The sequence below is a fragment of the Polaribacter sp. WD7 genome (assembly GCF_003335085.1).
In the GTDB taxonomy this organism is placed as follows: Bacteria; Bacteroidota; Bacteroidia; order Flavobacteriales; family Flavobacteriaceae; genus Polaribacter.
This window is the reverse complement of record NZ_QPEJ01000015.1, coordinates 111,057-126,091: the sequence shown is the minus strand read 5'-3', so window position 1 is coordinate 126,091 and position 15,035 is coordinate 111,057. Positions and strand designations below refer to the sequence as shown.

The 15,035-nt window shown below is 31.5% G+C and carries 11 protein-coding genes; 1 reads left to right on the top strand and 10 read right to left on the bottom strand.

Features of this window, described 5'->3' with window-relative positions:
- Positions 1-3 precede the first annotated feature (3 nt).
- From DUT90_RS03115 to DUT90_RS03070, 10 genes are all read right to left on the bottom strand, one after another.
- A complete protein-coding gene (locus DUT90_RS03115; RefSeq protein ID WP_114425628.1) occupies positions 4-1,149 on the bottom strand; it encodes a BamA/TamA family outer membrane protein in 1,146 nt (381 codons plus the stop codon).
- Positions 1,150-1,338: 189 nt separating this feature from the next.
- Positions 1,339-1,791: a hypothetical protein gene (locus DUT90_RS03110; RefSeq protein WP_114425288.1), complete on the bottom strand. Its 453-nt coding sequence runs from the start codon at positions 1,789-1,791 to the stop codon at positions 1,339-1,341.
- 147 nt (positions 1,792-1,938) lie between these two features.
- A complete protein-coding gene (locus tag DUT90_RS03105) occupies positions 1,939-3,531 on the bottom strand; it encodes an NADP-dependent glyceraldehyde-3-phosphate dehydrogenase (protein ID WP_114425286.1) in 1,593 nt (530 codons plus the stop codon).
- Between the two features lie 129 nt (positions 3,532-3,660).
- A complete protein-coding gene (ilvA, locus tag DUT90_RS03100; RefSeq protein WP_114425283.1) occupies positions 3,661-4,923 on the bottom strand; it encodes a threonine ammonia-lyase IlvA in 1,263 nt (420 codons plus the stop codon).
- Between the two features lie 72 nt (positions 4,924-4,995).
- Complete coding sequence (gene ilvC / locus DUT90_RS03095; RefSeq protein ID WP_114425281.1) at positions 4,996-6,474, bottom strand: ketol-acid reductoisomerase; 1,479 nt, start codon at positions 6,472-6,474, stop codon at positions 4,996-4,998.
- Positions 6,475-6,484: 10 nt separating this feature from the next.
- Positions 6,485-7,018, bottom strand: a complete 534-nt coding sequence (gene ilvN / locus DUT90_RS03090; RefSeq protein WP_114425279.1) for an acetolactate synthase small subunit — start codon at positions 7,016-7,018, stop codon at positions 6,485-6,487.
- A 1-nt stretch (position 7,019) separates the two neighbouring features.
- On the bottom strand, positions 7,020-8,753 hold the full coding sequence (ilvB, locus tag DUT90_RS03085) for a biosynthetic-type acetolactate synthase large subunit (RefSeq protein WP_114425277.1): 1,734 nt from the start codon (positions 8,751-8,753) through the stop codon (positions 7,020-7,022).
- Positions 8,754-8,763: 10 nt separating this feature from the next.
- A complete protein-coding gene (ilvD, locus tag DUT90_RS03080) occupies positions 8,764-10,440 on the bottom strand; it encodes a dihydroxy-acid dehydratase (RefSeq protein WP_114425275.1) in 1,677 nt (558 codons plus the stop codon).
- 353 nt (positions 10,441-10,793) lie between these two features.
- Positions 10,794-11,915, bottom strand: coding sequence for a 3-isopropylmalate dehydrogenase (gene leuB, locus DUT90_RS03075; protein ID WP_114425273.1), 1,122 nt, complete (start codon positions 11,913-11,915; stop codon positions 10,794-10,796).
- A 107-nt stretch (positions 11,916-12,022) separates the two neighbouring features.
- Positions 12,023-13,198, bottom strand: coding sequence for a 2-isopropylmalate synthase (locus tag DUT90_RS03070; protein WP_114425271.1), 1,176 nt, complete (start codon positions 13,196-13,198; stop codon positions 12,023-12,025).
- A 133-nt stretch (positions 13,199-13,331) separates the two neighbouring features.
- On the opposite strand from DUT90_RS03070, the gene DUT90_RS03065 reads away from it, so the two are divergent.
- Positions 13,332-14,891 carry a hypothetical protein gene (locus tag DUT90_RS03065; protein WP_114425269.1) on the top strand — a complete coding sequence of 520 codons (1,560 nt, stop codon included), beginning with the start codon at positions 13,332-13,334 and terminating at the stop codon, positions 14,889-14,891.
- Positions 14,892-15,035 lie beyond the last annotated feature (144 nt).

Below are 15,035 nucleotides of genomic sequence, written 5' to 3'. Positions count from 1 at the left end.
AAACTAGTACGCCTCTGCAATGTTGATATAGAAATTACCATCTGTTTCGTTACCTGATCCAAAATCAAATCTTATATTTAATCTTTCTTTTTTATCTAACATAAAGCGTAAACCTGCTCCGTAATTCAATTTTAAGTCGTTAACTTTTAGATCTCTTGATTTGTTAAATACGTCTCCTGCACCTAAAAAAGCTACAAAACCAAAACGACTATCTTTAAATGTTTTTCTATATTCTACCTGAGCCGCTACTAAATTTTCTTCTATAAACCTACCTTCAATATATCCTCTCATAATACGCTCATTTCCTAATAGAGCAAGTTCTGCTAAAGGGACATCTCCATTAGAAAAATGTCCTACAGCTTGAAAAGCCAAAACATCATCATTTTTTTTAGAAACTTTTATATAGTGACGTAGGTCAAAACGAGTTAAATCAAAGTTATGCGTACCGCCTAAAGAGGTGTTATAAAAACCTTTAGTAAGTTCAAAATACCATCCTTTAGAAGCATTTAAGATATTATCTCTACTATCGTACAATAATGCCAATTCTAAACCAGTTGATGTAGAACCGTCAAAACCTGAAGGTCTGTTTGTATCTAACAATCCACCAGGTTCTACTTCAGTATCATAAATTTTATTAAATCTAAAACCACCTCCTAAAAATAAATATCTTGCAAACGCTCTTTTTAAAAGAATAGGTTCTACAAGAACTTGAAAGTTATCATAAATTTCTTCATTTGTTTTTGGTGTATTTCTTCCTATTCCGTAGTAAAACCTTGGATAATTTTGAAAAGCAATATTACCCGAAATGACCCACTTTTCTTGGTTTGTAAAAATCTCAAATCCAGAATAGATAAAAAACTGATTGTTTAAAGTATATAATAAAGAAACGGGCATATTAGAAGTTCTTGTTTCCTCTCCACTTCCTTTAAATTTAAATAAATATTTTGCTCCAAGGCCAAAACCTAAACTTGTTTCTGGTGAATAACTAATAATAGGAGCTGTAATAATTTTTGAAAGGTATAGGGTTGAGTCTTGCGCTACTTTATTCTTATTTGGATAAAAAGTAAATGTTTCTACAAAGTTGTCTAATCCACTAGATTTTTTCTTTTCTTGTGCTCTTAAAAAACTAATGCAAAGAAATAGTGTCATTAATAGTATTGTGGTTTTTAGTGTAATTTTTGAGAGGTAATTTTTCATGATTGTATATAATTTTGTACAAAAATAAATGGTCATTAACCTTTACATTAACTCATATAAAATTTTTGTTAATTGTTATGGTTTAATTAAAAAAAAAAAAGGAAGACCACATAGCCTCCCTTTTAATCACATAACCATTAATTACGAAACATAATCTTCTACAGTTTCATTTAGTTCTTCACGTAAATCGTCAAACTTCTCTACCAATTCTTCTATATTTTGTTTTATATTTTTTTGGGGTTCATTTAGCTCATCCACCAATTTTCTATATTCTTCATTTACATCACTTATATCTTCTAAAACTTCTTCTGTCTTTAAAGATGCAGGAATTGTACCTGACAGATTAGTAATTGATTCATCTAAATTTTCTATACGTTCTGTTGAAATTTCATAAGATTTTTTATCTAAACCTAACAGTGTTTCATTAGCATCTGCAAAAGCGTTCCATCCGTCAATGGATAATGCTGTTTCATCATATGCATTGTAATATACATTTGTACCATCTTTTAGCTCTATGTTTGTTTTTTCATTTTTTGTATTACAAGATGTAAACGCCACTGTTGCAGCCACTACTAATATCTTTATAGTTTTCATTTTATTTGTTTTTAAGTTCAATTCAAAGGTAAATTAGATGGATTTCTTTACTGAACTCATACAAATTAAATCTGTACTCATTTAAAATATTGCAAATGAAAAACCTCGCTAAAAGCGAGGTTTTAAAAAATTTATATGTTTTTTTTCTTACAAAAGGTAATCTGTACTTATAAAGTTAGATGCTTTTTTATCTAATAACTCTTCTAAAATTGCATTGTTATATTCTGTATCTTTAGAAGCTACAAAAGTTCTAATAGAAAAAGAACGTAAAGCGTCATGCACACTTAAAGTACCAACTGCAGAATCTTTTCTACCTGTAAATGGATACACATCTGGACCTCTTTGTGCTGCACTATTTAAGTTTACTCTACATACAAGGTTTACCAAGGTATCTATTAAAGGAGCTAAAGTTCTAACATCACTACCAAAAACACTTACTTGTTGCCCATAATTAGACTCTGCCATGTCATCTAAAGGCTCTTGAATATTCTTAAAAGAAACTATAGGTATAATAGGACCAAATTGTTCCTCTTCATACACTCTCATATCTTTAGATACAGGATATATTACTGCAGGAAAAATGTAATTATCTGTAGTTTCTCCTCCTTTTTTATTAATAATTTTTGCACCTTTTTCTTTAGCATCATCTATCAACTCTTGAATATATGCTGGTTTTCCTGGTTCTGGTAGTGGAGTTAACTTTACACCATCTTCCCAAGGATTTCCAAATTTTAGAGCATCAATTTTTTCTGCAAATCGTTTATTAAATTTATCTACAATATGCTCATGTACATACAATACTTTTAATGCAGTACATCTTTGTCCGTTAAAAGAAGTACTACCTGTAACACATTCATTAATTGCTAAATCTAAATCGGCATCTGGTAATACAATTCCAGGGTTTTTAGCTTCTAAACCTAATACTAAACGTAACCTATTTTTGTATGGATGATTTGCCTGTATAGCGTTAGCAGATTTGCTATTACCAATTAAAGCCAACACATCTATTTTACCTGTTTTCATTATAGGAGTTGCTAAAACTCTACCTCTACCATAGATAACATTTACTACACCTTCTGGAAAAGAGTTTTGAAATGCTTCCATTAATGGAGATAATAATAATACTCCATGTTTTGCAGGTTTAAAGATAGCCGTATTACCCATAATTAGGGCAGGTATAAGCAGTGCAAACGTTTCGTTTAATGGGTAATTGTAAGGCCCTAAACACAAAACAACTCCAACTGGTCCACGTCTTACATGTGCATATACTCCACTGTTTTTTTCAAACTTAGCAGAGTCTCTATCCATTTGTTTATAATCTTCAATAGTATCGTAAATATACTCTACAGTTCTATCAAATTCTTTTTGAGAATCTGGTAAAGATTTTCCAATTTCCCACATTAATAACTTTACAACCTCATCACGTTTTGTTTTCATTTGAGAAGCAAACTCCTCCATACATTCTATTCTATCGGCAACACGCATTGTAGGCCATAAACCCTGACCTTTATCATAAGCTCTATATGCAGAATGTAAGGCCTCTAGACCTTCCTTTTCTGTTAGGTTTGGTACGGTACCTAAAAGTGTAGGTTTGTATTTTTCTGTAGATGAAATTGTAGAATATACTTCTGCCATTTCACCTTTCCATTCTTTTAATTCTCCTCCTACCAAATAAGTTTTTTGATGTTTTAATTCTGTAACTTGATACTTATCAGGTATTTCTTGAAAGTTAGTTTTCATAAATTGTTTTTTATCAATTTTAGTCGATATTTTTCAACGAAATTAGCAAAAAATTGTAGGTTATTGCTAGATATTTGCAATTATTAACGAAAATGATTTCGAGTTTTCGTAAAATTTAGTCTTGCTGTTTTAAACTAAAAACTGAAATAAATCTGGCTTATCGTTTAAATAATCTCCAAAGAAATCATTGTCTTTCATTCTTTGAATTAATGGTACCAAATCTTTAGCCGATTTTAGTTCTAAACCTACCACAGCTGCTCCGTTTGTTCTATTATTTTTCTTAGTATATTCAAAATGCGTAATGTCATCATTGGGACCTAAGATTTCTACCACAAATTCTTTTAACGCTCCTGCTCTTTGAGGAAATTTTACAATAAAATAGTGTTTTAAATTCGCATGCAATAAGGCTCGTTCTTTAATTTCTGCAGTTCTAGTAATATCATTATTACTTCCGCTAACTACACAAACTATATTTTTACCTTTAATATCATCAGCAAAATAATCTAAGGCGGCTATACTTAATGCCCCTGCAGGCTCTACTACAATAGCATCTTTATTGTATAAATCTAAAATGGTCTGACAGATTTTTCCTTCAGGAACCGTAATTACTTCATACAAATTCTTCTTACAGATTTCAAAATTTAAAGCTCCTACTTTTTTTACAGCTGCACCATCTACAAACGGATCTATTTTCTCTAAAATTGTATTTTTATTATTGTTGATAGAGGTTAACATTGATGGGGCTCCTTCTGGTTCTACACCAATAATTTTTGTCTTTGGTGATAATTCTTTAAATATTGATGACAATCCTGATGATAATCCTCCTCCTCCAATAGGCACAAAAACATAATCAATATTACCATTAATTTGCTCTAAAATTTCTAAACCAACTGTTGCTTGCCCCTCAATAACCTTTTCATCATCAAAAGGATGAATAAAAGTTTTATTTTTTTGATCGCATTCTACCTTTGCAGCATTGTAAGCATCATCAAATGTATCTCCCTCTATAATTACCTCAATAAAATTTTCTCCAAACATCTTTACTTGTTCTATCTTTTGATTTGGAGTTGGTAATGGCATAAAAATAGTTCCTTTTATTTGCAACAACTTACAAGACAACGCTACTCCTTGTGCATGATTTCCTGCACTTGCACATACAATTCCGCGTTGCTTTTCAACATCACTTAAAAAAGACATTTTATTATAAGCTCCTCTAATTTTATAAGACCGAACTACTTGTAAATCTTCTCTTTTAAAGAAAACACTTGCATCAAATTGTTTAGAAAGGTTATTATTTTTACTTAAAGGAGTTTTAGAAGCAACTCCGTGTAAGTTTTTAGCTGCTTTCTTTACATTGTCTACCGTTGGAAAATAAGTTGGGTTGGTGTACATAACTCTAATATAAAAGAAAACCTGTCAGGTTTTTACTTCTGACAGGTTTATTATGATTAAAAATCTTAGTTATTAAGCTTCAGATTTTATTACTTTCATAGCTGTCATAGAAGCTCTAAGTTGCTCTCCTACAATTTCTACTGGATGATTTCTAATAATTGCGTTAATTTTAATTAACTCTTGGTTGTCTACACCATTATTTGAACTAAATGACTTACCAATTACGTTTGTAGAAACGGTTTTCATAAAGTCTGTTAATAAAGGTTTACACGCATGATCAAATAAATAACAACCATATTCTGCAGTATCAGAAATTACACGATTCATCTCAAATAATTTCTTACGTGCAATTGTATTTGCAATTAATGGTGTTTCGTGTAAAGACTCATAGTAAGCAGATGCTTCTATAATTCCAGATTCTGTCATTGCCTCAAACGCTAATTCTACACCAGCTCTTACAAAAGCAACTAGTAACGTACCATGATCAAAATACTCTTGCTCAGAAATTTCATCAGAAGTTATTTCTTGTTTTTCAAAAGCAGTTTCACCTGTAGCAGCTCTCCATTTTAATAAATTAGCATCACCATTTGCCCAATCTTCCATCATTGTTTTAGAGAAATGACCGGTCATAATATCATCCATATGCTTTTGGAATAATGGACGCATGATGTCTTTCAATTCTTCAGAAATTCTAAAAGCCTCTACTTTTGCAGGGTTAGACAATCTGTCCATCATGTTTGTGATACCACCATGTTTTAAAGCCTCTGTTACAGTTTCCCAACCGTATTGAATTAACTTTGCAGCATAACCAGCATCTATACCTTCTTCTACCATTTTATCAAAAGACAAAATTGCACCTGTTTGTAACAAACCACACAAAATAGTTTGTTCTCCCATTAAGTCTGACTTTACCTCTGCTACGAAAGAAGATTCTAATACACCAGCTCTATGACCACCTGTTGCAACTGCGTAAGCTTTTGCTTGTGCCCAACCTTTATTTTCTGGGTCGTTATTTGGGTGAACAGCAATTAAGGTTGGTACTCCAAATCCTCTTTTGTATTCTTCACGAACCTCAGAACCAGGACATTTTGGTGCAACCATAATTACAGTTAAGTCTTCACGAATTTGCATTCCTTCTTCAACAATGTTAAAACCGTGAGAATAACTTAATGTTGCTCCTTTTTTCATTAACGGCATTACCGTTTTTACAACATTGGTGTGTTGTTTATCTGGAGTAAGATTGATTACTAAATCTGCAGATGGTAATAAATCTTCATAAGTACCAACAGTAAAATTGTTAGAAGATGCATTTACAAAAGAATCTCTTTTTTGATCTATAGCTGCTTGACGTAATGCATAAGAAATATCTAAACCAGAATCTCTCATGTTAAGCCCTTGGTTTAAACCTTGAGCTCCACAGCCCACAATAACAATTTTCTTTCCTTTTAATGCTGCTACTCCGCCTTCAAATTCTGAAGCGTCCATAAAACGACATTTTCCTAACTGCTCTAATTTTTCTCTTAATGTTAGTGTGTTAAAATAATTTGACATTGTTGTATATTTAATTGTTGAATGTTTGTAATAATGATGATATTTTCATTTCTTCTTTGGTAACAGCAATTAATCCTGTTCTTGTGTATTGCATGATACCAAATTGACTTAATTGGTTGTATAAATCTACAACCTCTTCTTTCTTCCCTGCTTTTTCTAAAACAAAAAATTCTTTATTTACAGTAACTATTCTTGCGTTACTTTCTTTAATAATATTTTGGATTTGGCGCTCTTCAAATAACAATTCTGATTTAATTTTAAATAAACCTGTTATTTGATAAATAATTTCATCAAGACTGTGGTAGTAAGCTTTTATTACCTCTACTTGTTTTTCTATTTGACCAATAATTTTTTTAATACTATCTTCTGTTACGTTTACAACAATTATAAATTTAGAAACGCCTTCTATTTCTGAAGGAGAAGTATTTAAACTTTCTATATTAATATGTCTTCTTTGAAAGATTGCTGAAATTCTATTCAACAATCCTATATTGTTTTCAGTATAAATTGATACTGTATAAAGCTGTTTTTCTTCTGTACTCATCTTATTCTAATCTTATATCTGAAACACTTGCTCCTGATGGAATCATTGGAAATACATTGTCTTCTTTCTCTACACAAACTTCTAAGAAATACGCTTCTTTACTTGCTATCATTTCTGCTACTGCATCTGCCAATTCTTCTCTTTTTGTTACTTTTTTTGCTTTGATATAATACCCTTCTGCAATGGCTACAAAATTAGGATTTACCATTTCTGTAGAGGCGTAACGTTTGTCAAAAAATAATTGCTGCCATTGACGTACCATACCTAAAAAGTCATTATTTAACACCACTACTTTAACCGCTGCTTTTTGTTGAAAGATAGTACCCAATTCTTGAATAGTCATTTGATATCCTCCATCACCAGAAATAGAAACTACCTCGCGCTCTGGTGCTGCCATTTTTGCTCCAATTGCTGCTGGTAAACCAAAGCCCATAGTACCTAATCCTCCAGAAGTAATGTTACTTTTTGACACGTTAAAATCTGCATATCTACACGCTACCATTTGGTGCTGACCTACATCGGTTACAATTGCGGCTTCTCCTTTTGTTTGACTATTTATTTCTTTTAAAACTTCACCCATTGTTAAACCTTCTTTGGTTGGATGAATATCATCTTTAATTACCTTATCATATTCTATAGCATATAAATCTTTAAATTGCTGATGCCAATCTTTATGTTCTTTTTTATCTAGTATTGGCAATAACATGTCTAAACTTGTTTTTGCATCACCTAAAACAGCTACATCAGTTTTTACATTTTTATCAATTTCTGCAGGATCAATTTCAAAATGAATAACTTTAGCTTGTTTTGCATAGGTATTTAAACTACCCGTAACACGATCATCAAAACGCATTCCTATAGCAATTAAAACATCGCATTCATTGGTTAACATGTTGGGTGCATAATTACCATGCATACCTACCATACCTACATTTAAGGGATGAGAAGTTGGAATTGCAGAGGCACCTAAGATAGTCCAAGCTGCAGGAATCCCTCCTTTTTCTACAACTGCTTTTAATTGTTGTTCTGCTTCACTTAAAATTACACCTTGCCCCCAAACAATTAATGGTTTTTTTGCATTGTTAATTAATTGTGCTGCTGCTTCTACTTTTGTAATATCTGTTTTTGGTACAGGATTGTAACTTCTAACTTTTGTACACTTTTCATACGAAAAATCAAACTCGTTAAACTGCGCATCTTTAGTAATATCTACTAAAACTGGCCCTGGTCTTCCGCTTTTTGCTATGTAAAATGCTTTTGCAATAGCTACAGGAATATCTTCAGCTCTGGTTACTTGACAATTCCATTTTGTTACTGGCGTAGAAATACCAACAATATCTGTTTCTTGAAATGCATCTGAACCCAATAAATGTGATGGTACTTGCCCAGTAATGCACACCATTGGTGTAGAGTCTATTTGTGCGTCTGCAATACCAGTAATTAAATTGGTTGCTCCGGGTCCAGAAGTAGCCATAGCTACTCCAACTTTTCCAGAAATTCTTGCATATCCTTGAGCAGAATGTGTTGCACCTTGCTCATGCCTTGTTAAAACGTGATGAATTTTATCTTGATACTTATACAATTCATCATATACAGGCATAATTGCTCCTCCAGGATAACCGTAGATGATATCTACACCTTCTTCTATCAAACATCTTACAATGGCCTCACTACCAGAAATACGCTCTGTAGCTTTGGTAGATTTTTGTGCTGTTTTTATGGTTTGTGTATCCATATTCTTATTTTTAAGCATCTGTAACACATCCTTTAGATGCGGATGCTACAGTTTTTGCGTATTTATATAAAATTCCTTTTTTATGTTTTGGCTCAGGAGCTGTCCATTTTGCTCTTCTTTCTGCCAATTCTTCATCAGAAATTAAAACATTTATAGTGTTATCTTCTGCACTAATTCTAATTTTATCTCCTGTTTCTATGAGCCCAATAGCTCCGCCATTAATAGCTTCTGGTGTAATATGACCCACAACAAAACCATGAGTACCTCCTGAGAAACGACCATCTGTAATTAATGCTACAGATTTCCCTAAACCTGCTCCCATAATTAATGATGTTGGCTTTAGCATTTCTGGCATTCCTGGGCCTCCTTTTGGTCCAACATACCTAATGACAACCACATCTCCTCTTTCTACTTCTCCGTTTGAAATTCCTGTATTTGCAGCTTGCTCACCATCGTAAACTACTGCCTTTCCTTCAAACAATAAACCTTCGTTTCCTGAAATTTTGGCCACTGCCCCTTCTTCAGCAAGATTTCCATATAAGATCTGTAAGTTTCCAGATTTCTTTAATGCATTTTCTTTTTGATATACAATATCTTGTTCTTCAAATTCAATTGCTTCTACATCTGCTAAATTTTCGGCTAATGTTTTACCTGTAACCGTCATACAATCTCCATGCAAATACCCATTATCTAATAAATATTTCATAATTGCAGGAATTCCTCCAATTCCATGAACATCTTCCATTAAGTATTTACCTGAAGGTTTTAAATCGCCTATTAAAGGTGTTCTATCAGAAACTCTTTGAAAATCTTCTAACTTAAAATCGATATCAGCAGCATGCGCAATCGCTAAAAAATGTAATACAGCGTTGGTAGAACCTCCTAAAGCATTAACTAAAGTAACTGCATTTTCTATAGATTTTTTAGAGATGATATCTAAAGGTTTTAAATCTAACTCTAGTAAATTTTTAATAGCTCTTGCTGTTCTTTCTGCTTCTGATAATTTGTTAGGATTCTCAGCAGGAATAGATGAATTGTAAGGCAATGCAAATCCCATACACTCTATAGCAGAAGCCATTGTATTTGCAGTATACATACCCCCACAAGCTCCTGCTCCTGGAATTGCTCTTTTAATAATTTCTTTATATTCTGCTTCATCAATTTCTCCTGCTACCTTTTGACCTAATGCTTCAAAAGCAGAAACTATATTTAATTTTTTACCTTTGTATTTACCTGATGCAGTAGAACCACCATACATCATAATTGATGGACGATTTAAACGTAACATTGCCATAATGGCTCCAGGCATATTTTTATCGCAACCAACAATAGCCACTAATGCATCGTAACTTTGAGCGTTCATTACAGTTTCCATAGAATCTGCAATAATATCTCTAGAAACTAGTGAGTAATTCATACCAGAAGTTCCCATAGAAATTCCATCAGAAACACCAATGGTATTGAATCCTAACCCTACCATATCAGCAATATTACACTCTATTTTGACCTCGTCTTTTAGACGATTTAAATGCATATTACATGGATTTCCATCATATCCTGTACTAGCAATACCAACTTGTGCTTTCTGCATATCTTCATCCGTTAAACCTGCTGCATACAACATGGCTTGAGATGCTGGTTGAGATTCGTCTTGTGTTAATCTGCTACTATGTTTGTTAAGTTTCATTTAATTAAATCTTAATTTTGTTGACTAAATTATTCTATTTCTCTATTTTCTTTGCATAAAATTCAATGAAATACTTTAATTTCAAGTGTTAAAAATAATACATAAAATGCTGTTATTTAATTATTTAACCATACTCTATTATGATGTCCAATCGTTTAAATAAATGCAATAAAAAACCTTCCATATTAGTGGAAGGTTTTTATTTAAATTTTATGTAAAAATATCACTTCCTTATCATGTCGTAATAATTACGATGACAACGATAATAGAAATTATATTTACAAATTGTTTTATCATAGTGAGTTCAAATATTTGAAAAATAAATTTAACTTTCCAAATAATATTGTAATTATTTATATGATTGTACTTTGTCCCATATGAATGTTTTTAAAATTCATATTACTATCTTCTTGATTCTCTATATAATCAGCAATAAAATCTCCTACTTTAGAAGTTAATGCTGCTGTTTGATTTTTTGCTTTTAAGTCTTTTGTGGTAATTCCTAAATCTAAAGATTTTTGAACTGCTCTATGTATAGCATCTGCCTCATCTTCTAAGCCCAAGTACTCTAACATCATTGCTGCAGATATAATAGAAGCCAACGGATTGGCAATATCTTTACCTGCTGCTTGTGGGTAAGACCCATGAATTGGTTCAAACAAAGCATGTTTTTCACCTATAGAACTTGCTGCTAGCATACCAATAGAACCACCAATAACCGTGGCAACATCAGAAATGATATCTCCAAAAAGATTTTCTGTTAAGATAACATCAAACTGTTTTGGGTTTAGAACTATCTGCATTGTTGCGTTGTCTACCAACATAAAATCTAGAGATACATCTTCATACTCTTTAGCAACCTCTGTAACTACTCTTCTCCAAAGTCTTGAGGTTTCTAGCACATTTGCCTTATCTACCAAAGTTACTTTTTTTCTTCTCTCACCTGCTGCTTTAAACGCCAAATGTGCAACTCTTAAAATCTCTTCTTCTGAGTATTGACAACCATCAAAAGCTATCTTACCGTCTTTACTCAGTTCTTTTTTACCAAAGTAAATTCCTCCTGTTAATTCTCTAAAAATAGCTACATCTGTTCCTGAAACTACCTCTCTTTTTAGAGGAGAATTTTTAAGAAGTTTATTGTAAGCTTTTATAGGCCTGATATTACAAAACAATTTTAATTCTTGTCTTAACTGTAATATACCTTGTTCTGGTCTTATTTTAGAAGACGGATTGTTGTCGTATTTGATATCTCCTACTGCACCATATAAAATAGCGTCTGCTTCTTTACAAATTTTTATGGTTTCTTCTGGAAGCGGCACTCCTTTTTCATCTATTGCACATGCTCCTATCTTTGCATCTTTATATAAAAAAACATGATTGTAAACCTCTGCAACTGCTTCCAAGGCTTTTTTTGCTTGATTGGTTACTTCTGGACCAATACCATCTCCTGAGATAACTGCGAATGTAAATTTCATTATGATCTTACTCTTGTTTGTCTAATCAAAGGTAGCTGTTTATTTTAAATAGTTAACTTAAAACTCACAACTACCAATGAAGACAAAGTTTAAGGTTGATTTTTTTTCTATGGCAATGCAATTTTTGAAGTTTTATTCACTTCTTTCATAATATTATGAATATCCTCATCTTTTACTTCTTTTTGTTGATCTGCAGTTTGTAAAAATTCTTTGTAAGCAACATCTAATTGTAATTTAGTTAGTTCATAACCAATTTTTTTTGACCTATAAGCTAAGGCTGCCCTACCACTTCTAGCAGTTAATACAATGGCACTCTCAGTAACACCTACATCTTCTGGGTTCATAATTTCATAGGTTTCTCTATTTTTTATGACTCCGTCTTGATGGATTCCTGAACTGTGTGCAAAAGCATTTGCTCCTACAATAGCTTTGTTAGGTTGTACTGGCATTCCCATGCTCTCACGAACCATGATACTTGTATCATACAACAATTTTGTATTGATACTTGTTTCTAAATTTAAATATGGATGTTGTTTTAACACCATTACCACCTCTTCTAAGGCTGTATTTCCTGCTCTTTCTCCAATACCATTAATAGTACATTCTATTTGACGAGCTCCATTAATAACTCCTGAAATTGAATTTGCAGTAGCCATACCTAAATCGTTATGACAATGACAAGAAAGTGTTACCCTGTCTATTCCTTTAACGTTCTCTCGTAAGTACTTCATTTTTGCACCATATTCTTCTGGTAGGCAATATCCTGTGGTGTCTGGAATGTTAAGTACAGTTGCTCCTGCTTTTATTACCGCTTCACAAACTTTAGCTAAGTATTCATTATCTGTTCTTCCTGCATCTTCTGCATAAAACTCTACATCTTCAACAAAAGATTTTGCATAAGAAACAGCTTTTACGGCACGCTCTATAACAGCTTCTCTATTAGATTTAAATTTAAATTGTATATGAGAATCACTAGTACCTATACCTGTATGAATTCTAGGAATTTTTGCATATTTCAAGGCTTCTGCAGCCACTTTTATATCATTTTCTACAGCTCTTGTTAACCCACAAACTGTGGCATTTTTTACAATTTTTGCTATTTCTGTAACCGAATTAAAATCTCCAGGACTAGAAACAGGAAAACCTGCTTCAATAACGTTTACGCCTAAAATATCTAATCTTTCAGCAATTACCAACTTCTGACCCGTATCTAATTTACAACCAGGAACTTGCTCTCCATCTCTTAAAGTAGTATCAAAAATTTGAACTTTATTATCTTGCATAATTTCTGTAAAGATTATCTTATTTATATATCAAATATATAGTATAGAGATAAAAATAAATAGTTATTTTTACAGTTCTATACGATTTCTAATTTCATTAAAAAAAACATAAACACCTAATTATTAGTTTTTTATGAGTAAAAGTGTTACATCAGCCAATCAACAAAATGATGCTCTTTTTGTTTTAATTAAATCTTTAACAAAATCTGAAAAGAGACAATTTAATTTGTATGTAGGTAGATTAGGCGGTAATGTTGATGCAAAATTTTTCTCTCTGTTTAAATTTTTAGAAAAATTAAAGGTTTATGATGAAAAAGTAATTATTGGAAGCGGAATTGTATCTAAGCAGCAACTTTCTAACTTAAAAGCTCATTTGTATAAACAAATTTTAATTAGCCTACGCTTAAATCCTGCTCATAAAAATGTACGTATTCAAATTAGAGAGCAATTAGATTTTGCTACCGTTTTGTATCAAAAAGGCTTGTATAAACAAAGTTTAAAATTACTAGATAAAGCCAAAAATATGGCTTTAGAAAATGAAGAAAAAAACATTGCCTATGAGATTGTAGAGCTTGAAAAAGTAATAGAAACACAATATATTACAAGAAGTTTAAGTAATAGAGCAGACCAACTATCTATCCAAGCAAAAGAATTAAGCCAGCAAAATGTTATTGCTAGTAAGTTGTCTAACTTATCATTACAACTCTATAGTCATCTATTACAAAACGGGTATGTAAAAAATAAAAAAGAATTAAAGTTTATAGATACTTATTTTAACGGAAGAATGCCTAAGTATGATTATCAAAAATTGGGTTTTCGTGAAAGGTTGTGGTTAAACAAAGCACATCTGTGGCATAGTTTTTTAATTCAAGATTTTTTACTTAGTTATAAATATGCTCGTAAATGTGTTGCTCTTTTTAATAGCCAAAAACTCATTAATTTACATCCTGTATTTTATTTAAAGTCTAAGAATTATCTTTTAGAGGCTTCTTTTTTAATTAAAAATTTAACTACTTTTAAGAAAGAATTAAGTCATTTTGAGTCTGAGATAGACCAGAAATTAATTCCTATGAACACCAATACAGAACTCTTAATTTTTCTGTATTTTTATTCTAATAAATTACACTTACACTTTTTGGAAGGTTCTTTTGACAAAGGTGAATATTTGGTTGAAATCATCAATTCTAAAATAGATAAATATAAAAACAGATTAGACAATCATTATGTTGTTTTACTCTACTATAAAATAGCTTGTTTATACTTTGGAATGGGCAAAAACAAGTTATGTATTGCATATCTACAAAAAATCATTAAATCTAAAAACCTAAGTTCTGCAGAGGATTTACAATGTTTTGCCAGAATTTTAAACCTTATAGCACACTATGAATGTGGTTTAGATTATGACTTAGAAAGGCAATTTGTTGATACCTATAAATTTCTTTTAAAAATGGAAAATTTACAGGAGGTACAAAAGGTATTCTTAACTTCCATTAGAGATTTAAGTGATGTTTTTCCGCATGAAATAAAAAACGAATTTAAAAAGATTCATACCAAATTAAAGGTATTTGAAAATCATCCTTATGAAAAAAGAGCTTTTTTATATTTAGATATTTTATCTTGGCTAGAAAGTAAAATTCAAAACAAACCTATCGCATTAATCATTAAAGAAAAAACGAATCAAATTGCTAAATGATATTAGATACGTATTAGAAACCTTTAATTTTTAACAAATCTGTATAAATTAGTTAAAATTAAGAAATAATTACTACTGAAAGACTAAAAATTAAATAATACTGCTATTTTTGCCTTGTGAATACAGCACCATTACATATTAATT

Bases quoted from the DNA above. Each gene is read 5' to 3' on its own strand.
- DUT90_RS03115 (WP_114425628.1), bottom strand. From the start codon at position 1,149: ATGACACTATTTCTTTGCATTAGTTTTTTAAGAGCACAAGAAAAGAAA.
- DUT90_RS03110 (WP_114425288.1), bottom strand. From the start codon at position 1,791: ATGAAAACTATAAAGATATTAGTAGTGGCTGCAACAGTGGCGTTTACA.
- DUT90_RS03105 (WP_114425286.1), bottom strand. From the start codon at position 3,531: ATGAAAACTAACTTTCAAGAAATACCTGATAAGTATCAAGTTACAGAA.
- ilvA (WP_114425283.1), bottom strand. From the start codon at position 4,923: ATGTACACCAACCCAACTTATTTTCCAACGGTAGACAATGTAAAGAAA.
- ilvC (WP_114425281.1), bottom strand. From the start codon at position 6,474: ATGTCAAATTATTTTAACACACTAACATTAAGAGAAAAATTAGAGCAG.
- ilvN (WP_114425279.1), bottom strand. From the start codon at position 7,018: ATGAGTACAGAAGAAAAACAGCTTTATACAGTATCAATTTATACTGAA.
- ilvB (WP_114425277.1), bottom strand. From the start codon at position 8,753: ATGGATACACAAACCATAAAAACAGCACAAAAATCTACCAAAGCTACA.
- ilvD (WP_114425275.1), bottom strand. From the start codon at position 10,440: ATGAAACTTAACAAACATAGTAGCAGATTAACACAAGACGAATCTCAA.
- leuB (WP_114425273.1), bottom strand. From the start codon at position 11,915: ATGAAATTTACATTCGCAGTTATCTCAGGAGATGGTATTGGTCCAGAA.
- DUT90_RS03070 (WP_114425271.1), bottom strand. From the start codon at position 13,198: ATGCAAGATAATAAAGTTCAAATTTTTGATACTACTTTAAGAGATGGA.
- DUT90_RS03065 (WP_114425269.1), top strand. From the start codon at position 13,332: ATGAGTAAAAGTGTTACATCAGCCAATCAACAAAATGATGCTCTTTTT.